Raw genomic sequence first — 23,492 nt, forward strand, 5'->3', positions numbered from 1 at the left:
TTAGCAAAGTTGCAAAGGTGCGTGATGGCGATCCAGAAACTCTATGCCGGTGCCAAGCTGCGTGAATTGCGCGGACGGCTTGGCCTGACCCAAAAGGCGTTTGCGGCAAAGCTGGGGGTATCGCTGCCCTATCTGAACCAAATGGAAAACAACGTGCGACCGGTCTCAACCTCGGTCGTGCTGGGATTGGCGCAGGAATTCGGCTTTGACGTGACCGAATTGCAATCGGGGGATGAGGCCCGGCTGGTGGGCGATATGCGCGAGGCGCTTGCAGACCCGGTCTTTACCGGCCCCGCACCTGCCTTGGCCGATCTGCGCCTGGCGGCGTCCAATGCGCCGACACTTGCGCGCGCCTTTCTTGATCTGCATGCCGCCTACCGTCAGAACCACGAGCGGTTGGCCTCGCTGGATGAGGCATTGGGCCGCGAGGATGCCCGGCTACGCCCCAGCCCATGGGAAGAGGTCCGCGACTTTTTTCATTATTGCGACAACTATATTGATGCGATTGATCGCAGCGCCGAACGCTTCGCAAGTCGCTGCAAAACCGGCGAAACGCAGGCAACTGCCGCGATCCGGCTGCTGCAGGCCCGCGATATGCAAGTCATCTATGGCGATGTCGATGACGTCCGCCACTATGATGCAGAGAGCAAGACCCTGACCGTTTCGCGGCAGGCCTCACCCGCAACGCAGAGCTTTCAGATCCTGCTGCAATTGGCCCTGCTCACGCAGACCAAGTTGCTGGATGCCACCCTTGATCTTGCGCGGTTTCAATCGGCCGAGGCCCGCAGCATCGCAAAAGTAGGTCTGGCGAATTACTTTGCCGGGGCCGCGTTGATGCCTTACGGCGCGTTTCTGGCCGCGGCCCAGGCCACCCGTCATGATCTGGAGCTGCTGGCCGCCCAATTCGGCGCATCGCTTGAACAGGTGGCGCACCGTCTGTCAACGCTGCAACGGCCCGGCGCAAAGGGGATCCCGTTTTTCTTCGTGCGGGTCGATCAGGCCGGCACCATCACCAAGCGTCACTCTGCAACAACGCTGCAATTTGCGCGTTATGGCGGGGCCTGCCCGCTGTGGAATGTTCATCAGGCCTTTGAAGTGCCGGGCCGGTTCCTGCGCCAGCTTGCCGAGACGCCCGACGGCGCCCGCTATTTCTGCCTGGCACGTGATGTCAGCAAATCCGGCGGGGCCTATGCCAAGCCGACGCGCCGCTATGCTATCGGTCTGGGTTGCGAGGTCCAGCATGCCCCCGCCATCGTCTATGCCGATCATATGGATGTCGGTGCTGCGGATGCTTACGCGCCCATCGGCATTTCCTGCCGGATCTGCGAGCGCCGCAATTGCCACCAGCGATCCGTCCCGCCCCTGGAAAGACAATTGCGGGTCGACCCCGACAGGCGCGGCGTGCTGCCTTACCAGCTGGACTGAGGCCGCGATATTTGAAGGTTTTTGACCTGCGCGTGTCACCGGTCAAACATCACGGCGGATGGGTTAAAACCCATCCTACGACGTCAAAGCACAGCACCGATTTGCCATGGCACGAACTCGACCCCGCCAAAGCCCAGCGCTTCGCTTTTGCTGTGCTGCCCGCTGGCCACCGCGATCAGCCGTTCAAAAACCGCATCCCCGACGGATTGCACGCTCACCCCGTCGGCGATGACCCCGCAATTGATGTCCATATCCTCTTCCATCCGTTCATAGAGCGCTGTGTTGGAGGCAAGCTTGATGCAGGGCGTGGGCATGAACCCCGAAACAGAGCCCCGCCCGGTTGTGAAGGCGATCAGATTGGCACCTGATGCGATTTGCCCGGTGACCGAACAGGGGTCGTAGCCAGGGCTATCCATAAAGACAAAGCCGGGCTGCGTGATCGGGGCGGCGTAGTCGTACACCCCCGCAAGCGGCGCCTGGCCGCTTTTCGAGACAGCCCCCAAGGACTTTTCCAGGATCGTCGTCAGCCCGCCCCGCTTGTTTCCCGGACTTGGGTTGTTGTCGAGCGAGGCCCCGTGACTGTCGCAATAGTTTTCCCACCACCGGACCTTGTCCAACAGCGCCTGCCCGACGGCTGGCGTCATCGCCCGATCTGTCAGTAGATGCTCGGCCCCGTAGATCTCGGGCGTTTCAGAGAGGATTGATGTCCCCCCATATCGCACAAGCAGATCGGACGCAGCGCCCAAGGCCGGGTTTGCGGTGAAACCTGAATACCCATCCGATCCCCCACACTGCATCCCCAGCACCAGCTTGGAGACCGGTGCGGGTGCCCGTTCTGCCCGGTTCGCGATCGCGGCCAGATCGCGCAGTTCAGCCACGCCCTTTTCAATCGTCTTGCGGGTGCCCCCGGTTTGCTGGATCGTCATATAGCGCATATCGCCATGTGCACTGATCCGGCGGTCGCCGACCAAACTGGCCAATTGCATCATCTCGCAGCCCAGCCCGACAAGCAGCACGCCCCCGAAATTCGGATGCTGGGCGTAGCCCGCCAATGTGCGCAGCAAAAGCGCATAGCCCGCGCCATCTGATGCCATGCCGCAGCCCGTTCCGTGTACAATCGGCACGATCCCATCAACATTCGGGAAATCTGCCAGCATGCCTGATTTCTCGGCAGCCTCGGCGATAAACCGTGCAACCGAGCCTGCGCAATTGACCGATGTCAGCACCCCAAGATAGTTTCGCGTCCCCACCCGCCCGGTGTCGCGATGGAACCCGTTGAACTGACGTGCGGTTTCGGCAGCATCCAGGGGCACTGCGTTCTGCCCAAAGTCATGGTGGTCCTGCCGCGTGCTCATTTTCAGATTGTGGCTATGCACATGCGCGCCCTTGGCAATGGGTGCGGCCGCCTGCCCGATCACCTGCCCGTAGCGGTAGATCAGCGCCCCATCTACAATGTCATCCAACGCCATTTTATGTGCCTGGGGGATGGTCTCTTTTGCGGAACTATCCGATGGCGTCAGTTTGCGCAGTGCGATGCCCACATTGTCCTTTTCATGAAGGCAAAGCAGATCATTTTCAGGCACGTTCATTTGTCTCATCCCCTCCGACTGGCACACAGGACCGAACTGCCAAACCTATTCGTCCCCGTCAGGCGTTGCTGCGAAAAGATAAGCGGTCGACGAATCCGGTCCCACACAGCGATAGCGGTGATGGTTGGTTTCGCAAAGGGTTGTGTCAGTCGGGGCGGCGATACATGCGCCCACCCAATCTGCTGATGCGCGCGGGCCACCACGTCGCCGGCCAGTTACGGCGGGGGCGGTCCGGCCGGGGCGATGACCGCGTAATTGCAGCGCAATGTGTGATCATCAATCGTGCTGATCTGGCCATCAAGACGGCGCAGCACAACGGCGTTTTCCGCGATCCGGACAGCCGCGTCGCCCGGTTTCAGGACGACATCTGCAGAATGATCAAGTCGCAGCATTTGCAGTGGTTCGTATTTCGGGCGCAGAATTGTGACATTCTCGATGATCTCGTAATCCTGCGCGGCGCGGGCGCGGGGAATTTCGAACACCTCGCCATTCTGGCGACGCAGGCGCAACGTATCGCGCGGGTCGGCATGGTCAGCAGCGGCATCGACGGTATCTTCTAACAAAAGAAACGCCGTCAACTGAACCCAGACGGCATCCTTTTCCCAATCCAGTGCGACTGGTGCGCTGTCTTGCTCTGCCATCCAATACCCCAATTCTGCGTCAGGTCGAGGGTGCAGGGGCAGGTCTTAAGAATTGGTTAACAATGGCACAGGACGTTAACGATTTGCCGCGCCGACACCGCTGATATCCAGGTGCAATACGGCTTTGCCCCTGTGCACTGACAAGGTATTGCCGGTGATGAATAACGGGCGGCGGACCAACATCGCCCCTACCATCTTCTCTATATCGCGGACCCGCACAGCGGTTTGTCGGGCGTCGGGGTCGCCCAGAGCGGCAAAAACCAGCTTTGCCGGTAGCGCTGCGGCCAGTTGATCCAGCGCACCTGAGAAGAGCATCGCAACATCGTAGATGTCCTGACTGCCAAAGTTAAGGTCAGTGACCCGCACCACAGACAAGATCGGCCGCTCTATGCGGATCCAGAACATTGGATCCTCCGGCAGGGAAAATTGATGCGACAACCCGTCATCCCGCCGACAAAGGCGGCCTGCATGAACCTTGGTATGCGTGTGGAAGATGGACACAGGGCGCCCCCGAAAAGTTAAGGCCAGATATCAGGACGGCTCCTGTTAACCATTTGTTAACTTTTGCGAAAGCCCTGTTTTGCGATAGTGCATCGCGGCAAAGGACGCGGGTTCTCATCCAATTGACCCGCAGCGATCAGAGCGTACCCTGTCAAAAACCGCAATTAACCACCTGACCTGGACGGAGAATCCCATTGCCCCCGCTGACACCTGACGACCGCGCCGCGGCGCTTGCATTGGCAACGAAAGCACATGCCGGGCAGACTGATAAGACGGGGGTGGACTATATGGTCCATGTCCGGGCGGTCGCCGCCGGGGTGCAGGACAGGGCGCTGGTCTATCAGATCACCGCGCTTTTGCATGACACGGTCGAGGATTGCGATGACCCGGAGCTGGTCAGTCTTGCGATCATCGGGGCGCGGTTTGGCGACACGGTCAGGGACGCGGTTGATGCGATCACCAAACGCAAGGGGGAACGCTACAAAGAAGAATACCTCGCCCGGGTGCGGGCCAACCCGGTGGCGCGGGCGGTCAAGCTGGCGGATATCGCGCATAACAAATCGCGGTTGCGAAACCTGCAGGCGGCGGACCGAGAGAGGTTGTCGGCCAAATATGACATGGCGCTGCACTATCTTGCGGATGACTAAGGTAGAGGCCTGCGCAGCTCAGAGAATACCAAAAAAGCGAAGGGAATTTATAGGGTGGCAGTAATTGGGCTCGCTTGTTCGATTTGGTCGAACTCACGTACCCCGTGGCCCTTATAGAAGCCGAGTGGTTTCATGGATGAGACGACCACCTGGCATGTTTTCGAGCATGCCTTAAAAGCCTGTTTTAGAGAGCTAAGGTATAGCTTGGCATCCGGCAGGTCACATGGCCTTTGGAAAATGTGCGGGCTGCAACACACTTGAGCATCATGATTGTCATCAAAGTTTAGTGCCCGCTTCGAGCAGAATTCAGGTCTTTGGAGGCGTGTGCCAAACAATTGCAGACCCGCTATCCGCGGGTGTTTCCGGCGCGATCACGGAATTATAGCACTGCGACAGCGTTTCTATCAGCGCGTCGCCTGAACCGCCTAGAACAAAGCCAACACCACTTGCGATGCCACCCCATAGAACCTTGGATGTGACCAATTCTGCAACCCGCTCTCCAGATTTTTGATAAAAGGCGTCAGCAAATATCTTGCGCCCCGTCGGACCATTCTCCGAAGGCGGCACGCGCTTCAACCGGGCATTAAGCTCCGCAATCACGCCAGCCATCAATTGGATTTGCTCGCCCAATAAAGCCTCTCTATCAGACAAAGGTAAATCGCGAGCGGCAATAAAAGCGATTTCACGTGCGATGGTTGGGATAGTTTCTAAGGGTTCGATGCAATCAGGCAACGCATTTGATATTTCGCGGCGATAAGCATCGACAGCCATCTGCGTCAGTTGCTGCAAGCCTATCGCGCTTGTTTCAAGAACCAACGGACGTTCGAGAAGCTTAGTTACATGCTGTGTGACCTCTTCCATAGGGATGGGCGCTTGGATGTTACGCTGATGCTTGGCTTCTATCTCAGCAATCTTCCCCGCAATCCATTCTGGCCCCTTTTCCCAATCTTCATCGGGTAACATAGCGATACTACGTTGAAGATCCCAGTCAACTGGTTCGCCCACAACGAAGGCTTCATACCACCTTAACCAAAATTCAAAGTGAGGCTCGGTTAAGTCATGTTTTCTTGGTTGGCTTTCGTGGAATGGTTTCGCTGGCTGACCATGATCTATCGTTTGATATAGGCGCGCTGCGAACGCAGTGTCGAGCAGATCTCTGCCTCGGAGCGGCTTTAGCACGTCAGAGTTGATGTCATCCTGGATTAAATCGGGTGTCAGTTGCCATTTCTCACTCAAATCCAAAATTAACTGAATTGATGTCAGGTCGTTTTCTTGCAAAATGCTATGCGAAAAGGAAAAGAGGACTTCCGAATGCCATCGCCCGAGCGGAAGTGCGTGAGATGCGTCGTCAATCACGATGTCCGGCTCGGTCGCACGGCAAAGGGCGTCGGCGCAATTATCATCTTGAAAAACCAAATAGGTCAGTCCGCATAGTAACAGCCGTGCGTGTGCCAGTCTAAAATCCGACAACCAGCCACTACTCATCGCTCCCGATACCTCAAAAGTCCCAGGTAAACATCTAATGGCAGCACGTGCCGTTACAGCGACCATCCGAAAATCGTTTTGTGTTAGCGCGTCAGTTCGTAACATGTCAGCCATGCCGATGCCCCATTGACCAACCCCCAAAACCCCTACATATCCCTGTCATGACAGACCTTTCGCATATCCGCAATTTCTCGATCGTTGCCCATATCGACCACGGGAAATCGACGCTGGCTGACCGCCTGATCCAGTCCACCAACACCGTGGCTGACCGGGATATGAAGGCGCAGCTGCTCGATAGTATGGACATCGAACGCGAGCGTGGCATCACCATCAAGGCCAACACCGTGCGCATCGACTACAAGGCCGACAATGGGGAACACTATGTCCTCAACCTGATCGACACCCCCGGCCACGTTGATTTCGCCTACGAGGTCTCGCGGTCCATGCGCGCCGTCGAAGGCTCGCTATTGGTGGTGGACAGCACACAAGGGGTCGAGGCGCAGACACTGGCCAATGTCTACCAAGCCATTGATGCCGATCATGAAATCGTGCCTGTACTGAACAAGATCGACCTGCCCGCGTCCGAATGCGACCGGGTGGCCGAACAGATCGAGGATGTGATCGGGATCGACGCCTCCGGCGCCATTCAGGTCAGCGCCAAGACCGGCATCGGCATCCACGAAACACTGGAAGCCATCGTCAACCTGCTCCCCGCCCCGCAAGGCAACCGCGACGCGCCGCTCAAGGCGATGCTGGTGGATAGCTGGTATGACAGCTACCTCGGCGTCATTGTTCTGGTCCGCATCATCGACGGGGTGATGAAGAAAAACGACCGGGTCAAATTCATGTCCAACGGGACGGTGCACGGGATCGACAAGATCGGGGTGTTCCGGCCGCAGATGCAGGATGTGGCAGAGCTTGGGCCGGGTGAGATCGGATTTATCACCGCCTCAATCAAGCAGGTCCGCGACACGCGCGTTGGCGACACGATCACCTCCGAAAAGAAGGGGACGGAAACGCCCCTCGCGGGTTTCAAACCCTCGCAGCCGGTGGTCTTCTGCGGGCTGTTCCCCGTGGACAGTTCCGAATTCGAAGACCTGCGCGATGCCATCGAAAAACTGGCCCTGAATGACGCGAGTTTCAGTCACGAGATGGAGACATCCGCCGCCCTCGGCTTTGGCTTCCGCTGCGGGTTTCTGGGGCTGTTGCACCTTGAGGTCATTCGCGACCGGATCGAGCGGGAATACAATATCGAGCTGATCACCACGGCCCCCTCGGTCGTCTACCACGTCTATATGCGGGATGGGGAAATGATCGAACTACACAACCCCGCCGACATGCCCGACCTGACCCATGTGGACCATCTGGAGGAGCCACGGATCAAGGCCACGATCCTTGTGCCCGATGACTATCTGGGCGACGTGCTGAAACTCTGCCAGGACCGGCGCGGGGTGCAGCTGGACCTGACCTATGCGGGGTCGCGGGCGATGGTTGTTTACGACTTGCCGCTTAACGAGGTCGTGTTCGACTTCTACGACCGGCTGAAATCCGTGACCAAGGGCTATGCGTCCTTTGACTACCAGATGACCGGCTACCAGACAGACAACCTGGTCAAAATGTCCGTGCTGGTGAATGACGAACCGGTTGATGCGCTGTCGATGATGGTCCACCGGGACCGGGCCGAGATGCGCGGACGCGCGATGGTTGAAAAGCTCAAGGACCTGATCCCGCGCCACATGTTCAAAATCCCAATCCAGGCGGCCATTGGCGGCAAAGTCATCGCCCGCGAGACGCTCTCCGCCCTGCGTAAGGACGTGACGGCCAAATGCTATGGCGGGGACGCCACGCGGAAACGCAAACTGCTGGACAAGCAGAAGGCGGGGAAGAAAAAGATGCGGCAGTTCGGGAAAGTGGATATCCCGCAAGAGGCTTTCATCAGCGCCTTGAAGATGGACGGGTAGCGCCGCTAGAGCCAGCGACGTCGCGATGCGGTCTGTTACCGATATGCACCGATCCATTCTAACCCTAGCAGGCAGATGGGGCCACCGGGAACGCGATCTCTCAAATTTGCATGTCGTGACCTGCGATCAGGTTGCGACGCGGCATGCCTCTATTTCATGACCGCGCGATTTCAAGCTTCCGCCCTATGCCGTCCTGCAGCGCGATCAACTTAACAACCCGTCACCCATTCCCAACGGCCCCGTCGCGCGCTATGTGCCGCCCATGACCCAGAACCCACCCAATCTCCGCCCCGACCTCGCAAACGCGCAGATCACCGAGCAACGTCGCGATGGCCAGCCGACCATCGGCATGGTCTCCCTCGGCTGTCCCAAGGCGCTGGTCGATAGTGAACGCATCCTCACGCGTCTCCGGGCCGAGGGCTATGCAATCTCACCCGACTATGCGGGCGCCGAGGCCGTGATCGTCAACACCTGCGGATTTTTGGACTCAGCCAAGGCTGAAAGCCTCGATGCGATTGGCGAGGCGCTGCAGGAAAACGGCAAGGTCATCGTGACGGGCTGTCTGGGGGCCGAACCGGACTATATCCGCGAACACCACCCGCAAATCCTCGCCGTGACAGGCCCGCATCAATATGAACAGGTGCTCGACGCGGTACACGCCAATGTGCCGCCCGCCCCGGACCCGTTCATCGACCTGCTGCCCGCCAGCGGCGTGTCCCTGACCCCGCGCCACTACAGCTATCTGAAGATTTCCGAAGGCTGTAACCACAAATGCAAGTTCTGCATCATCCCCGACATGCGCGGCAAACTGGCCAGCCGCCCGGCCCATGCGGTGCTGCGCGAGGCTGAAAAACTGGTCGAGGCCGGGGTCAAGGAACTGCTGGTCATCAGTCAGGATACCTCTGCCTACGGGCTGGACCGGAAATACGATGTGAACCCTTGGCGCGACGGCGAGGTGCGCAGCCACATCACCGACCTGACCCGCGAGTTGGGCAGCCTCGGCGCCTGGGTGCGCCTGCACTACGTCTACCCCTACCCCCATGTGCGCGATCTAATCCCGCTCATGGCGGACCCGTCTAACGGCGTGCTGCCCTATCTGGACATCCCATTCCAGCATAGCCACCCCGACGTGCTGCGGCGGATGGCCCGGCCCGCTGCCGGTGCGAAAACCCTGGACGAAATCGCCCGCTGGCGCAGCGATTGCCCCGATATCACCCTGCGATCGACTTTCATCGTCGGCTACCCGGGCGAGACCGAGGCCGAATTCCAGCACCTGCTGGACTGGCTGGACGAAGCCCAACTCGACCGGGTCGGCTGCTTCCAATACGAAAACGTGGACGGGGCACGCAGCAACGCCCTGCCCGATCATGTGGCCGCTGAGGTCAAACAGGACCGGTGGGAGCGTTTCATGGCCAAGGCGCAAGCCATCTCCGAGGCGAAACTGCAGGCCAAAGTAGGCCGGACGCTAGAGGTCATCGTGGACGACATCGACGAAGACGGCATCGCAACCTGCCGGACATGGGCGGACGCTCCTGAGATTGATGGGAATTTGTTCATTGATGAAGGGGCTGAGAGGTTGTCCGTCGGGGATGTGGTGGAGGTCGAGGTTGAGGAAGCGGGAGAGTATGATTTGTGGGGAAGTATGGTTTGATAGAAAATGGTGACGACAGCCTTTTGGACCGCATTCATCGTCTACAGAATGGACTTGTTGCGGAAGCAACTGGTGAAAGCTTTGATGGTGGGGACTCAGAGTACAAGAAGCTCCGTCACGAAGTCGCAAGTTCTTCTTTGGTGAAAGATCTTGCTCCAGATTTCGTTAGAAGATGTAGTGGTTTGGAACAGTTTTGGGGCTGGATTAAGTACGAAAAACCGACCTACGCAGAAAGAAGAAATTTGATCTGGCAGGCGTTTGCTCCCATGATTGAGAGATTAGAATTCGATCAAGTAAGCCCTATCGGACGGGTAACGACCAAAAAATTGAGAATTCACGGCGGAGCCGACGTTCACGCATATTGTGTAAAACACACGACTTGATCTGACATTTCTGCTCTTCTGGAGCGCAATCAAGGAGTGTCGATCAATGACAAGTATTCAAGAGAAGATCATCAAGCCGAAGCTGGGGCTGTTGGAACTGGCCAAACAGCTCGGAAGCGTGTCGCAGGCCTGCAAAGTGATGGGTTATTCGCGGGACAGCTTTTACCGGTTCAGAGAACTTTACGATCAGGGTGGCGAAGAAGCCCTGATGGATCTCAGCCGCCGCAAGCCGGTGATGAAAAACCGCGTGCCAGAACATGTCGAGAAGGCGGTCATCGAACTGGCCATCGACAACCCGGCTCTGGGTCAGAAACGGGCGTCGTGGGAGCTGCAGCAGAAAGGCATCATGGTGTCATCGTCGGGCGTCCGGTCGATCTGGCTGCGTAATGATCTGGAAACCATGAAAAAGCGCCTCAAGGCCCTGGAGGCCCGTGCCGCCCAAGAGGGTATCTTGCTCACCGAGGATCAGTTGGCCGCGCTGGAAAAAGCCAAGGCCAAGAAAGAAGCCCATGGCGAGATCGAGAGCCACCACCCTGGCTATCTGGGCAGCCAGGACACCTATTATGTGGGCACAATGAAGGGCGTCGGACGCATTTATCAACAGACCTTTGTCGATACCTATGCCCGCGTGGCGATCTGCAAGCTCTACACTGAAAAGACGGCAATCACCGCGGCCGACTTGCTGAACGACCGCGTGATCCCGTTCTTTGCAGAGCATGAGATCAGCCTGCTGCGCGTCCTGACAGACCGGGGCACGGAATACTGTGGCAAGGTCGAGAACCACGCCTACCAGCTTTATCTGGCCGTCGAGGACGTGGACCACACCCGAACCAAGGCCAATTCTCCGCAAACAAACGGCATCTGCGAGCGGTTCCATCGCACCATCAAGGATGAGTTCTACGACATCGCATTCCGCAAGAAACTGTATCGGTCAGTCGAAGAGTTGCAGGCCGATCTGGATGCGTGGCTGGCAAAGTACAACGAACAGCGGCCACATTCGGGACGTCACTGCTATGGCAAAACACCTATGCAGACCTTCCGCGAAACGCTACACATCGCTGTCGAGAAGACGATCAAAACGCACGACCAATCGGACAGTGCGCAACCCGTTCTCAGCGTCGCAAGCTGAGATGTCCGTCAGATCAAGTCTGAAGTTTTACACATATTGGGACAAAGCAATCACCCGAGTCCCAAATGATCCTGAAGGTGCGATTACCATGGCAAGGACGCTTTTGGAGGCCACCTGCAAAGCAATTCTGAACGACCTGAAAATTGATTACTCGAACAAAGAAGACATACCTAAGTTGTGGGCGAGGTGTAGCGAAGCTCTAAATCTAAGTCCGAGCCAGCACCACGAAACAGTCTTCAAAACGATACTTGGCAATTGCACTTCCATTGTCGCAAATATCTCTTCGCTCCGAAATAAGCTCGGTGATGCACATGTCGATCAACCAAAGCCAGTACGGCCCAAGCCACGTCACGCTTCTCTTGCGGTAAATCTTGCAGGCACAATGGCGGCTTTTGTCACCGAAACGTGGCAAGCACACAAATAAAGTATTTCTCAGTCCCTATTTGATGGATTCACTCAAGCTCTTGTCCCGCCCGGCATCGCCGGGCAGCGCCCGGACCTCCCCCATGGGGAGGGCGCTTCGCACCCGCCCCGAGGTCCAGACGCTCCCCTCATGTTGCGCGAAACATCAGCCACAGCGATCTTGGAAATTTAGAAAGGCCATTCTGTGACAAGAGCACCCGGGCCAGGTCTCCGACCGTTTTTGGCTGAAAAGGTCCACTGGACCTATTCCGAGACGCCTCAAACCCTCCCCCATGGGGGGGCATGTTGCGGGTAACATCGGCACCCCCTGGGCTCCGCCCGTGAGAACCTGAATTGATCCCCCGGACCAATTCCGAGACGGTTCTCACCCGCGACGTCCAGACGCTCCCCCCATGTGCCGCGCTACACTGGCGATAGTTGACGCGGTGCTGAGTTCGGCCGTTGCACACATCATCTCCCAGGCTGGATCTGACCGGACCGACGCGCAGCGCGGTGGCTTTCGGGCGACATGATCTCGAATGCCCAAAGGCCCTGCCCGGCAAGGGCAGCTGCCTTTTCGGCCAGGGCATATCGGTCGGAATAGCGCAGATAGGCCCGCGCAAGGCCCTGATCGACCAGCACCATGCCAATATCGGCGCCGCCCGTGGCACAGGACGCAACGACCCGGCCATATCGGTCCCGATCATGTGCGGTACACTGGGCATGTTGCCCCTCATACAGCGCCTGCACCGCCGCTTTGGCCCATCGACCACAATCCATCTGCTGCGTTCCCGTGTTACAGGGCTGACCCAGCTCGGGCGCGTCAATACCGTGCAGGCGCACCCTGACCTGCCCGACATCAAATGTGTCCGCATCAATCACATGGATAGGCCCTTCAAGGGCTGCCGAAGCCGCCGGGCTGAACGAGGCAAGCAAGAGAGCCAGAATAAATCGCATACCCCCATCTAGGGTGCGAAGAGGGTCCAGTGCAACAAAATCGTAAGACTTGGTTAAGCTTTTTTAACGTTGGCTGTTCTGCCAGTCAGGGTGGATCCACGGGGCATCATTGGCCCGCGGCAAGGGATGTCGCTGCAACACGTGATCGGCCACTTTTTCGCCCACCATGATGGATGGGGCGTTGAGGTTCCCGTTGGTGATACGCGGAAAGATCGAGCTATCCGCAACCCGCAGCCCATCGACGCCAATGACCCGTGCCTGCGCATCGACAACGGCAAGCGGGTCGTCGGTGGCCCCCATCTTGCAGGTCCCGCAAGGATGATACGCGCTTTCGACATGTTCCCTTATGAACGCATCCAACGCCTCGTCACTTTGGGCGGCCTCACCTGGCTGGATCTCGTGACCGCGAAACGCATCAAATGCGGGCTGGGCAAAGATTTCGCGCGTCAGGCGAATACAGGTGCGGAACTCTTCCCAATCCTGCGGGTGCGACATGTAGTTGAATTCAATACGTGGATCATCCAGCGGATCGGCAGACCGCAACGTGACCTGCCCGCGTGACAAGGATCGCATCGGCCCGACATGCGCCTGAAATCCGTGCCCTTCAGGGGCCACCTTGCCATCATAGCTGACCGCGATGGGCAGAAAATGAAACTGGATATCCGGATAGTCGATCCCAGCCCGAGAGCGGATGAACCCCGCGCTTTCAAACTGGTTGGAGCTGCCAAGGCCGGTTTTCCACAGCAGCCATTCCAGCCCGATCTTGGCCTTGCCACGCAGGTTCCAATAGGAAAACAGCGAAACCGGCTTGGTCGCGGCCTGCTGGATATACAGTTCCAGATGATCCTGCAGATTTTGCCCGACCCCGGGCCGGTCTGCCACGACGTCAATCCCGTGTTCGGCCAGATGCGTCGCAGGACCGATGCCAGACAACATCAACAGCTTGGGCGAATTCAGCGATGAGGCCGCAACGATCACCTCGACATTGGCCCTGATGAACTCGATCTTGCTGCCGCGGCTGACCTCAACCCCGACGGCGCGCCCGTCCTCAATAACGATCCGTCGTGCCAGCGCGCGGGTGATCCGGCAGTTTGGGCGCTTGAGGGCGGGACGCATATAGGCATTTGCCGCCGACCAACGGCGCCCTTTGTAGATTGTCGCATCAAACGGGCCAAAACCCTCTTGCTGCGCGCCGTTATAGTCGCCGGTCACCGGATACCCCGCTTGCGCGCCGGCCTCGACAAAGGCACGGGTCAACGGGTTCTTGCGCGGGCCGCGAGTGACATGCAGCGGGCCGTCTGTTCCGCGCCATGCCGGATCGCCGCCATGGCCACCATCGTGCCAATGCTCCATCCGCTTGAAATAGGGCAACACATCCGCATAGGCCCAGCCATCGGCACCGCTTTCAGCCCAATGGTCAAAGTCCCTGGCATGGCCACGCACATAGATCATCCCGTTGATTGACGATGATCCGCCAATCACCTTGCCGCGCGGCGTGACCAATTGGCGCCCGCCCAGATGCGGTTCGGGTTCCGACTTCAGCCCCCAATCATACATCTTCATGTTCATTGGATAGGACAGTGCGGCAGGCATCTGGATGAAAGGCCCGGCATCACTGCCACCATATTCGATGACCAGCACCTGTTTGCCTGCCTCGGCAAGTCTGTACGCCATGGCGCACCCTGCCGAACCGGCACCGATAATGACATAATCTGCCTGCATTTAGAAAGGCGCCTCGACATCGCCCATGGCGACATAGACGCCCTTGAGCTGGCTGTAATGTTCGATCGCCGCCTTGGAATTCTCGCGCCCGACCCCTGATTTCTTGGATCCACCAAACGGGGCCTCGACGGGGGCCAGATTATAGGTGTTGATGTAACAAGTGCCCGCTTCGAACCCCGCAACCATGCGGTGCGCCCGGGTCAGGTCGGCCGTAAACACACCGGCGGCAAGGCCAAATTCCGTGGCATTGGCGCGGGCCAGCACCTCGTCTTCCGTGTCGAAATCCAGCACCGACATGACCGGGCCAAAGATTTCGTCACGCGCAATCGTCATGTCGTCGGTGACATCTGCAAAAACGGTCGGTTCCAGAAAGAAGCCCGTGTCACCGGCCCGTTTGCCCCCGGTGACAAGTGTGGCGCCTTCAGCGATGCCTTTTTCAATGAAACCTTCCACGATGTCGCGCTGCCGCGCTGATACCATTGGGCCGAAATTCACGGTTTCATCCAGTGGGTCACCCATTTTGACGCCAGCGAGCCGCTCGGTCAGGCGCTTCAGAAACGCGGCCTTGATGCCCTTTTGCACAAAAACCCGCGTCCCGTTGGAACAGACCTGCCCCGAGGAATAAAAGTTCCCCAAGATCGCGCCGGATACGGCGTTTTCAACATCCGCATCGTCAAAAATCACAAGCGGTGATTTCCCGCCAAGTTCCATCGTCACGTGCCGGATACCGGCGGCGGCGGCGGCATAGACTTTTTGGCCGGTCGGCACTGACCCGGTCAATGACACCTTGTCCACACGTGGATCGGTGATCAATGCATTCCCGACCTCGCCCATGCCTTGCACCACATTGTAAATCCCTGCAGGCCCGCCGGCCTCGTGCAGGATTTCGGCAACTTTCAACGCGCAAAGCGGGGTTGTCTCGGATGGTTTGAAAATCATGGCATTGCCGCAGGCAAGCGCCGGGGCGCCTTTCCAGCAGGCAATCTGGGTCGGGTAATTCCACGCACCGATGCCGACGCAAACGCCCAGCGGCTCGCGCCGGGTATAGACGAAATCATCCCCCAGCTGAATATGTTCACCGGTCAGGCTGGCGGCCAGACCGCCAAAATATTCCAACGCATCCGCACCCGAGGTCGCATCGGCCACCAGCGTTTCCTGCAGCGGTTTGCCTGTGTCCTCAGTCTCAAGCACGCTGAGTTCGTGGTTGCGCGCGCGCATGATGTCGGCGGCCCGGCGCAAGACGCGGCCGCGTTCTGTTCCGGTCATCGCAGCCCATTCCACCTGGGCGCGCTTTGCGGATGCAATCGCCATTTCGACAATCGCAGGCGTGGCCGCATGAACGGTTGCAATCACCTTTTCGGACATCTGGCAGATGACCGGGATCGGCGTGCCGTCCGTGTCGTCGACATATTGACCGTCGATAAAGTGGCTGGCGGTTGGTTGAACGGGATAGCGCATATTATTCCCCTCTTGGGAAGCGTTGGTTTTCTTCGAGAACATTCAGGTCCATGTGATTGCGCATGTAGCGCTCGGATGCTTTTTGCAGCGGCTGATAGTCCCACGGGTAATAGCTGCCATTGCGCAGCGCCTCGTAGACCACCCAACGGCAGGCCTGTGACTGGCGCACCGCGGCGTCGAACGCGTCAAGATCCCAGCGGGCCTCGGATTTTGCGCGCAGTTGGGTAACGGTTCCCTGATGGGCCGGCACCTCTGCAAGGTTGGTCAATTCGTGGGGGTCAGCCTCAAGATCGTAAAGCTGGTCAGGATCAAGCGCGCAGCGCGTGTATTTCCATTTGCCGTATCGCAGGCAAACCAGCGGCGCAAAGCTCGCCTCGGCTGCGTATTCCATCGCAACAGGCGCCGTGCGCGTCCCGCCTTGGCCCAGATGTACAAGGCTTTCACCGGTGGTCCAGAGCGTCACCGCGGTCATATCAACACCTGCCAGTTCACATAGCGTGGGTGTCACGTCGATATTACTGACGGGGGTTGTGTTCAGGCCGGGTTCCATCTGGGGCGAGGCGATCATCAGCGGCACCCGCGCCGATCCTTCATAGAAGGACATCTTGAACCAGAGACCCCGCTCACCCAGCATGTCCCCATGATCCGAGACAAAAAGGATCGTGGCCTCTTGTCTGGTATCGTCAAGCGTCTGCAGCACTTCGCCGATCTTGTCGTCAAGATAGGATATGTTGGCGAAATAGGCGCGCCGCGCCCGTTTGATATGATCGTCGGTAATATTGAAATTATCGCGATCATTGGCGTCAAGGATCCGCTGGGAATGCGCATCATGGTCGGCATAGGGGATCGGCCCCACCGCAGGCATCAGATGGTCACAATCGGCGTAGAGGTCCCAGTATTTCTTGCGCGCCACGTATGGATCATGCGGATGGGTGAAGCTGACGGTCAGGCACCAGGGCCGATCATCATGGCCACGGGACAGATCATAAAGCTTGCGGACAGCGTTATAGGCAACCTCGTCATCATATTCCATCTGGTTGGAAATCTCGGCGATGCCCGCGCCGGTCACTGATCCCATATTGTGATACCACCAGTCGATCCGTTCGCCGGGTTTGCGGTAATCCGGGGTCCAGCCGAAATCCGCGGGATAGATATCGGTTGTCAGCCGTTCTTCGAACCCGTGCATCTGATCGGGGCCGACAAAATGCATCTTGCCTGACAGGCAGGTCTGATAGCCCGCCCGACGCAGATGGTGCGCGTAGGTCGGGATGGATGAGGTAAATTCGGCCGCGTTGTCGTAAACCCCGGTCCGCGACGGCAAGAGGCCGGACATGAACGACGCCCGACCGGGCGCGCAAAGCGGCGATGCGGTATAACTGTTTGCAAACCGGGTGGATCGTGCGGCCAGCTTTTTCAGGTTTGGCGCATGCAGCCAATCTGCCGGGCCATCTGGAAAGAAGGTCCCATTCAGTTGATCGACCATGATGATCAGAATATTCGGGGCCGTCATTGGGCACCCCCCCTTAATTCGGCGCGCAGCAATGTGATGGCGTGTTCGGTCGCATCGCCGCTTGCATTTGCATCACGCGCAAGGCCTTGCCGCAGATAGAGACCGTCGATCAGCCCCGCGATCCGGTGCGCGGCGCCGACCGCCCTTGCACCGATCAAGGGGCGCAGGTCAAAGACAAGGTTGCTGTGCAAACGTCGCTGATAGACCGATAGCAATCGCTGCGCGTCCGGCGATGATTGGGCGAGGACATAAAAATTCAACCACGCCGCGATCACCTCGCGCCGAAAGTTCGAACTGGTAAAGCTGGCGCGGATCACCGCCTCTAGCCGGGATTGCGGCCCATCCGCCATCGCCAGCGCGCCGCGGACCTCTGCCCCATATAGCGTCAATGTATGACGCATGGCTGCCAGAAAAATCTGATCTTTCCCGCCAAAATAGTGATGTGCCAGCGCCGAAGACATCCCGGCCCGCTTGGCAATTTTGCTGACAGTCACGTCCAACGACCCAACTGCCCCGATTTCGTCAATCGTGGCTTTCACTAAGGCGGCGCGGCGGATAGGTTCCATCCCAAGCTTTGGCATCATGTCCTCACACGAGACTTGCAAAAGCAAAGTAGATGTTTCTTTATTGACTCGTCAATCAAGAAAAAATGACAAACGGGAGACGATTATGAACTTGAGAAATACCCTTTCCGCGCTGGCAATTTGTGCGGCAGCGCCCGCATTGGCCGACTGCGACACTGTTACATTCTCTGACGTGGGCTGGACGGACATCACTGCGACAACCGCCGCCACATCCGTTGTGCTTGAGGCACTCGGATACGAGACCGATATCAAGGTCCTGTCCGTGCCGGTGACATATATTTCCCTTGCCGAAGGTGATGTGGATGTCTTTCTGGGCAACTGGATGCCCACAATGGAAGGCGATATTGCCCCCTACCGTGAAGCCGGCACTGTCGATACGGTTCGCGCCAATCTGGAAGGCGCAAAATATACGCTGGCCGTGAACAAGGCCGCCGCTGATATGGGCATCGCGGATTTCGCCGATCTGGCGGCAAATGCTGATGCGCTTGAAGGCAAGATCTACGGGATCGAGCCCGGCAATGACGGTAACCGCCTGATCATGGATATGATTGCGGCAAATGCATTTGACCTGGAAGGCTTTGAAGTTGTCGAAAGCTCTGAACAGGGCATGCTGGCGCAGGTTGACCGCGCCTCTGGCCGGGACGAGCCGATTGTGTTCCTCGGCTGGGAACCACATCCGATGAACGCCAATTTCGAGATGTCCTACCTGACCGGTGGCGACGACTGGTTTGGCCCGAACCTGGGCGGTGCGACCGTTTACACCAACACAACCGCGGGCTACGCAGACAGCTGCCCGAATGTGGGTAAGCTTTTGAATAACCTTGAATTCTCGCTTGCGATGGAAAACGAGATCATGGGCGCCATCCTCAATGACGGTGAAGAGCCTTCGGATGCGGCCAAGGCATGGCTTGCGGCAAATACCGACGCCATGATGCCATGGCTTGACGGTGTGACGACCAAGGATGGCGGCGACGCGGTCGAAGCTGTCAAAGCCGTTCTGGCCGAATAATCTGACTTTGGCAGGTCCCCGTCTAACGGGGGCTTGCCACGACGACGGGGGGCGCCGATGAATTGGCTGACTGACAACAAAATACCAATCGGCAAATGGGCGAAATCCGTCTTCGACTGGATGAACAACAATCTGGCTTTCTTTTTCGACTGGCTGTCGGACATGATGGAGGCCCTGATCGACGGGATCCTCTGGGTTCTGGAAACCCCCCACCCCTTCATTGTCATCGGTGTTTTCGCCGCCCTGACATGGGCGCTGCAACGCAGCTGGAAGACCCCGCTATTTATTGTCTTGGGTTTCCTGTTCATTCTCAATCAGGACTATTGGGAAGAAACCATGCAGTCCCTGACCCTGGTTCTGTCCGCCTGTGTGGTGTGCATGGGCGTTGGCGTCCCAATCGGGATCGCGGCGGCGCACAGACCCCGGCTGTATCGCGCAATGGTGCCGGTGCTTGACCTGATGCAGACCTTGCCAACATTTGTCTACCTGATCCCTGCGATCGTGTTTTTCGGGATCGGCATGGTGCCGGGACTGATTGCGACGGTGATTTTTGTCCTGCCCGCCCCGATCCGGCTGACCTATCTGGGGGTCTCGTCAACGCCAACGCCCCTGCTCGAGGCCGCGCAAGCCTTTGGGGCCACCAAGCGGCAGGTGCTGTTCAAGGTCGAACTGCCCTCGGCCTTGCCACAGATCATGGCCGGGCTGAACCAGACCATCATGCTATCACTGTCGATGGTCGTGATCGCGGCACTTGTCGGGGCCAGCGGGCTTGGGGTGCCGGTGATCCGGGCGCTCAATACAGTCAACACATCGCTTGGTTTTGAAAGCGGTTTTGTCATCGTGGTCGTGGCGATCATGCTTGACCGGATGCTGCGGGTGAAATCAAAATGAGTGCTGTTGAATTTGACAACGTGTCCATCGTGTTCGGGGCCCGGCCGCAAAGCGCGCTGCCCCTGATGGATGAGGGGCTGGAAAGGCCGGAAATCCGCGAACGGACAGACCAGATCCTTGGGGTGCATGACTGCAAGCTGACCGTCGAGGAAGGCGAAATTCTGGTGCTGATGGGGCTCTCGGGCTCGGGCAAATCCACGCTTTTGCGGGCGGTGAACGGGTTGAACCCGGTCGTGCGCGGCGACGTGCGGATCAAGACCAGCGCGGGCATGACATCGGTGACCCATGCAGACGCAAAGACCCTGCGCAATCTGCGCCTGCGCGATGTGGCCATGGTGTTTCAGCAATTCGGCCTGCTGCCCTGGCGCAGCGTGCGGGACAATGTGGGCCTTGGGCTGGAACTGGGCGGTATGGAAAAATCCGCGCGGCTCAAACGGGTCGATGAGGAACTGGCGCTGGTGGGGCTGGCCGACCGGGCCGATGCGCTGGTGGGCGAGCTTTCGGGGGGCATGCAGCAACGTGTGGGCCTGGCCCGGGCCTTTGCTACCGATGCGCCGATCCTTTTGATGGACGAACCGTTTTCTGCCCTGGACCCGCTGATCCGGACCAAGTTGCAGGATGAATTGCTGGACCTGCAGGCCGAACGAAACCGGACCATCATCTTTGTCAGCCACGATCTGGACGAGGCATTCAAGATCGGCAACCGCATCGCCATCATGGAGGGTGGGCGCATCGTGCAATGCGGCACCCCGCGCGATATCTTTACCAACCCGGCCAATGAATATGTGGCGGATTTTGTGGCCCATATGAACCCGCTGGGGGTTTTGACCGCACATGACGTGATGATCCCGGGGCAAACCGATGGGCCGGCGATTGATGTGAACACACCCGTGCAGGACATCATCGAACAGATTGAGACAACGCCTCTGCAGGTCACTGATAACGGCGCGCCGGTCGGACAGATCACGCAAAGCTCGCTTCTGGCCCGACTGGCCCCGCCGACCGACTAGGGCCCAGGTCTGGAAATCCGGATATTGACGGTGATGCTGCATTGCAGCGACATTGCCGGCATTTATATCAGGAGAATTTTCATGCTTGGCCCATTTGACATCTGGTCTCCTATCATCCGCGCCCCGTTTTCAGGCGACGTAACACAAGAGATCACCCCCCGGGTGTTTTCCCCCGAAATCAAAGGCAACGCCCGGATCGAACACCGGATCCAGACCGAGGTTGCCAGCTACGGCGCGCAGCTAGGCAAAGTGCTTGAGGCGCTGCAGGTACTGGCCGCACAATCAGGCACCGCCCTGCCCGACATCGACGCGCTGGTAGCTGACGTCGAAGCGGTCAAACATGACGCGCGGGATGCGCTGCGCGAAGAGGCCGAAACCGCCCTCGCGCGGCTCAAATCGGCGGACCCTGACGGCTGGGCCGAAGTGATCAGACAATAGGCGAGGTCAGAAACGTCGCAAGGCACAGCCCGCCCATAACGATCAGAAAGCAATGTGGAAGAAAACGCATGTGATGCCCCATCGGTGTGTGATGGGGGTGATACGGGCGGGGCGGCGGTTTCCGTCGCTATTGCTTTTCCAAAAGGATTTGGATGGCGGGACCCTCTGACAACGCGGGGGACGCAGGACCGCGGAAATGATCGCCCTCTGGCGCGTTCGAGGCCTGCGATCCAGGTGGTGCACGTGGCGGAGGCATCCGCCGCTCCACCGGGACGAAATAGGAGGAGTGGGGGACGTCAGGCGTGGTGCACAGACGGCATCTCATGGGGTGCGATCCATCTAATACGTAGGGTGGGTGAAACCCACGCAACGAACGGTTAACCATCTTTTGACACCAATGGGACATGTCACGTTACCGCCGACTCTACGTACCGGGAGGTACATATTTCTTCACGGTCACATTGGCCGACCGAACAGCCACAACGCTGGTGGATGAAATTGGTCTGCTGCGTTCGGTCTACGCGTCAGTGATCCGAGAACATCCCATCAAATGCGAAGCGATGGTGATCCTGCCCGATCACATACATGCCGTCTGGACCTGGCCCGAAGGCGACGCCGATTTTTCTATCCGCTGGAAAAAGATCAAGGGGCGGTTCTCGCAACATTGTCGCGCCAAAGGCACGCCATCACGCAGCAAGGCGGCAAAGGGAGAAAAAGGCATTTGGCAACGACGGTTTTGGGAACACGCAATCCGTGGGCCGGAAGATTTACAGGCGCACATGCATTATTGTTGTTGGAACCCAGTCAAACACGGGTTAGTCGAAAGGCCCGAAGAGTGGCCCTATTCGTCATTCCGTAGGTGAAACCCACGCGAGGGGAGAAATGGATGGGGTGGTGATGATTTGAGGTGTAAAACTTCAGACTTGATCTGACGGACATCTCAGCTTGCGACGCTGAGAACGGGTTGCGCACTGTCCGATTGGTCGTGCGTTTTGATCGTCTTCTCGACAGCGATGTGTAGCGTTTCGCGGAAGGTCTGCATAGGTGTTTTGCCATAGCAGTGACGTCCCGAATGTGGCCGCTGTTCGTTGTACTTTGCCAGCCACGCATCCAGATCGGCCTGCAACTCTTCGACTGACCGATACAGTTTCTTGCGGAATGCGATGTCGTAGAACTCATCCTTGATGGTGCGATGGAACCGCTCGCAGATGCCGTTTGTTTGCGGAGAATTGGCCTTGGTTCGGGTGTGGTCCACGTCCTCGACGGCCAGATAAAGCTGGTAGGCGTGGTTCTCGACCTTGCCACAGTATTCCGTGCCCCGGTCTGTCAGGACGCGCAGCAGGCTGATCTCATGCTCTGCAAAGAACGGGATCACGCGGTCGTTCAGCAAGTCGGCCGCGGTGATTGCCGTCTTTTCAGTGTAGAGCTTGCAGATCGCCACGCGGGCATAGGTATCGACAAAGGTCTGTTGATAAATGCGTCCGACGCCCTTCATTGTGCCCACATAATAGGTGTCCTGGCTGCCCAGATAGCCAGGGTGGTGGCTCTCGATCTCGCCATGGGCTTCTTTCTTGGCCTTGGCTTTTTCCAGCGCGGCCAACTGATCCTCGGTGAGCAAGATACCCTCTTGGGCGGCACGGGCCTCCAGGGCCTTGAGGCGCTTTTTCATGGTTTCCAGATCATTACGCAGCCAGATCGACCGGACGCCCGACGATGACACCATGATGCCTTTCTGCTGCAGCTCCCACGACGCCCGTTTCTGACCCAGAGCCGGGTTGTCGATGGCCAGTTCGATGACCGCCTTCTCGACATGTTCTGGCACGCGGTTTTTCATCACCGGCTTGCGGCGGCTGAGATCCATCAGGGCTTCTTCGCCACCCTGATCGTAAAGTTCTCTGAACCGGTAAAAGCTGTCCCGCGAATAACCCATCACTTTGCAGGCCTGCGACACGCTTCCGAGCTGTTTGGCCAGTTCCAACAGCCCCAGCTTCGGCTTGATGATCTTCTCTTGAATACTTGTCATTGATCGACACTCCTTGATTGCGCTCCAGAAGAGCAGAAATGTCAGATCAAGTCGTGTGTTTTACATATCATCGTTC

Annotated in this window: 22 protein-coding genes; 12 read left to right on the top strand and 10 right to left on the bottom strand. The window is 58.2% G+C overall.

Features of this window, described 5'->3' with window-relative positions:
- Positions 1-24 precede the first annotated feature (24 nt).
- The gene (locus tag AABB31_RS08790; protein ID WP_342078493.1) at positions 25-1,425 is read left to right on the top strand and encodes a short-chain fatty acyl-CoA regulator family protein; all 1,401 of its coding nucleotides are present in this window, start codon (positions 25-27) and stop codon (positions 1,423-1,425) included.
- A gap of 83 nt (positions 1,426-1,508) precedes the next feature.
- On the opposite strand, the gene AABB31_RS08795 is transcribed toward AABB31_RS08790, so the two are convergent.
- The 3 genes from AABB31_RS08795 to AABB31_RS08805 form a co-directional block, all read right to left on the bottom strand.
- Positions 1,509-3,014: a UxaA family hydrolase gene (locus tag AABB31_RS08795; RefSeq protein ID WP_373635641.1), complete on the bottom strand. Its 1,506-nt coding sequence runs from the start codon at positions 3,012-3,014 to the stop codon at positions 1,509-1,511.
- A gap of 215 nt (positions 3,015-3,229) precedes the next feature.
- Entirely contained in the window at positions 3,230-3,655 is a 426-nt protein-coding gene (locus tag AABB31_RS08800) for a hypothetical protein (RefSeq protein WP_342078491.1), read from the bottom strand.
- A 75-nt stretch (positions 3,656-3,730) separates the two neighbouring features.
- The gene (locus AABB31_RS08805; protein ID WP_342078490.1) at positions 3,731-4,060 is read right to left on the bottom strand and encodes a hypothetical protein; all 330 of its coding nucleotides are present in this window, start codon (positions 4,058-4,060) and stop codon (positions 3,731-3,733) included.
- A 290-nt stretch (positions 4,061-4,350) separates the two neighbouring features.
- Here AABB31_RS08805 and AABB31_RS08810 point away from each other — a divergent pair, with 290 nt between their 5' ends.
- Positions 4,351-4,803, top strand: coding sequence for an HD domain-containing protein (locus AABB31_RS08810; RefSeq protein WP_342078489.1), 453 nt, complete (start codon positions 4,351-4,353; stop codon positions 4,801-4,803).
- A 306-nt stretch (positions 4,804-5,109) separates the two neighbouring features.
- Here the strand turns inward: AABB31_RS08810 and AABB31_RS08815 are convergent, their stop codons facing one another.
- Entirely contained in the window at positions 5,110-6,402 is a 1,293-nt protein-coding gene (locus AABB31_RS08815) for a hypothetical protein (protein WP_373635642.1), read from the bottom strand.
- A gap of 47 nt (positions 6,403-6,449) precedes the next feature.
- On the opposite strand from AABB31_RS08815, the gene lepA reads away from it, so the two are divergent.
- From lepA to AABB31_RS08840, 5 genes are all read left to right on the top strand, one after another.
- A complete protein-coding gene (lepA, locus tag AABB31_RS08820) occupies positions 6,450-8,249 on the top strand; it encodes a translation elongation factor 4 (RefSeq protein ID WP_342078487.1) in 1,800 nt (599 codons plus the stop codon).
- 262 nt (positions 8,250-8,511) lie between these two features.
- On the top strand, positions 8,512-9,900 hold the full coding sequence (gene rimO, locus AABB31_RS08825; protein WP_373635644.1) for a 30S ribosomal protein S12 methylthiotransferase RimO: 1,389 nt from the start codon (positions 8,512-8,514) through the stop codon (positions 9,898-9,900).
- The gene (locus AABB31_RS08830; protein WP_342078485.1) at positions 9,897-10,283 is read left to right on the top strand and encodes a hypothetical protein; all 387 of its coding nucleotides are present in this window, start codon (positions 9,897-9,899) and stop codon (positions 10,281-10,283) included. Before rimO ends, AABB31_RS08830 begins: the two co-directional genes overlap by 4 nt.
- A 46-nt stretch (positions 10,284-10,329) precedes the next feature.
- Positions 10,330-11,412: an IS481 family transposase gene (locus AABB31_RS08835; RefSeq protein WP_342074941.1), complete on the top strand. Its 1,083-nt coding sequence runs from the start codon at positions 10,330-10,332 to the stop codon at positions 11,410-11,412.
- An 88-nt stretch (positions 11,413-11,500) separates the two neighbouring features.
- On the top strand, positions 11,501-11,836 hold the full coding sequence (locus AABB31_RS08840; protein WP_373635645.1) for an abortive infection family protein: 336 nt from the start codon (positions 11,501-11,503) through the stop codon (positions 11,834-11,836).
- A gap of 449 nt (positions 11,837-12,285) precedes the next feature.
- On the opposite strand, the gene AABB31_RS08845 is transcribed toward AABB31_RS08840, so the two are convergent.
- From AABB31_RS08845 to betI, 5 genes are all read right to left on the bottom strand, one after another.
- Positions 12,286-12,771 carry a thermonuclease family protein gene (locus tag AABB31_RS08845; protein ID WP_373635646.1) on the bottom strand — a complete coding sequence of 162 codons (486 nt, stop codon included), beginning with the start codon at positions 12,769-12,771 and terminating at the stop codon, positions 12,286-12,288.
- 63 nt (positions 12,772-12,834) lie between these two features.
- On the bottom strand, positions 12,835-14,493 hold the full coding sequence (betA, locus tag AABB31_RS08850) for a choline dehydrogenase (protein WP_342078483.1): 1,659 nt from the start codon (positions 14,491-14,493) through the stop codon (positions 12,835-12,837).
- The gene (gene betB, locus AABB31_RS08855) at positions 14,494-15,951 is read right to left on the bottom strand and encodes a betaine-aldehyde dehydrogenase (protein ID WP_342078482.1); all 1,458 of its coding nucleotides are present in this window, start codon (positions 15,949-15,951) and stop codon (positions 14,494-14,496) included.
- 1 nt (position 15,952) lies between these two features.
- Positions 15,953-17,461, bottom strand: coding sequence for a choline-sulfatase (gene betC, locus AABB31_RS08860; RefSeq protein WP_373635647.1), 1,509 nt, complete (start codon positions 17,459-17,461; stop codon positions 15,953-15,955).
- Entirely contained in the window at positions 17,458-18,042 is a 585-nt protein-coding gene (gene betI / locus AABB31_RS08865; RefSeq protein WP_373635795.1) for a transcriptional regulator BetI, read from the bottom strand. Before betI ends, betC begins: the two co-directional genes overlap by 4 nt.
- Positions 18,043-18,130: 88 nt before the next feature.
- Between betI and choX the strand changes: the two genes are divergently transcribed.
- The 5 genes from choX (at position 18,131) to AABB31_RS08890 (ending at position 22,256) form a co-directional block, all read left to right on the top strand.
- Positions 18,131-19,054 carry a choline ABC transporter substrate-binding protein gene (gene choX / locus AABB31_RS08870; protein ID WP_342078481.1) on the top strand — a complete coding sequence of 308 codons (924 nt, stop codon included), beginning with the start codon at positions 18,131-18,133 and terminating at the stop codon, positions 19,052-19,054.
- Positions 19,055-19,111: 57 nt separating this feature from the next.
- Entirely contained in the window at positions 19,112-19,945 is an 834-nt protein-coding gene (gene choW, locus AABB31_RS08875; protein WP_373635648.1) for a choline ABC transporter permease subunit, read from the top strand.
- Complete coding sequence (gene choV, locus AABB31_RS08880; RefSeq protein WP_342078861.1) at positions 19,942-20,955, top strand: choline ABC transporter ATP-binding protein; 1,014 nt, start codon at positions 19,942-19,944, stop codon at positions 20,953-20,955. The genes choW and choV overlap by 4 nt, the downstream gene beginning before the upstream one ends.
- 81 nt (positions 20,956-21,036) lie before the next feature.
- The gene (locus AABB31_RS08885) at positions 21,037-21,393 is read left to right on the top strand and encodes a hypothetical protein (RefSeq protein ID WP_373635649.1); all 357 of its coding nucleotides are present in this window, start codon (positions 21,037-21,039) and stop codon (positions 21,391-21,393) included.
- A 404-nt stretch (positions 21,394-21,797) separates the two neighbouring features.
- On the top strand, positions 21,798-22,256 hold the full coding sequence (locus AABB31_RS08890; protein WP_342078479.1) for a transposase: 459 nt from the start codon (positions 21,798-21,800) through the stop codon (positions 22,254-22,256).
- Between the two features lie 77 nt (positions 22,257-22,333).
- Here the strand turns inward: AABB31_RS08890 and AABB31_RS08895 are convergent, their stop codons facing one another.
- On the bottom strand, positions 22,334-23,416 hold the full coding sequence (locus tag AABB31_RS08895) for an IS481 family transposase (RefSeq protein ID WP_342074941.1): 1,083 nt from the start codon (positions 23,414-23,416) through the stop codon (positions 22,334-22,336).
- Positions 23,417-23,492: the final 76 nt, after the last annotated feature.

Origin of the sequence: Yoonia sp. SS1-5 (assembly GCF_038443705.2) — a bacterium.
Taxonomy (GTDB): Bacteria; Pseudomonadota; Alphaproteobacteria; order Rhodobacterales; family Rhodobacteraceae; genus Yoonia; species Yoonia rhodophyticola.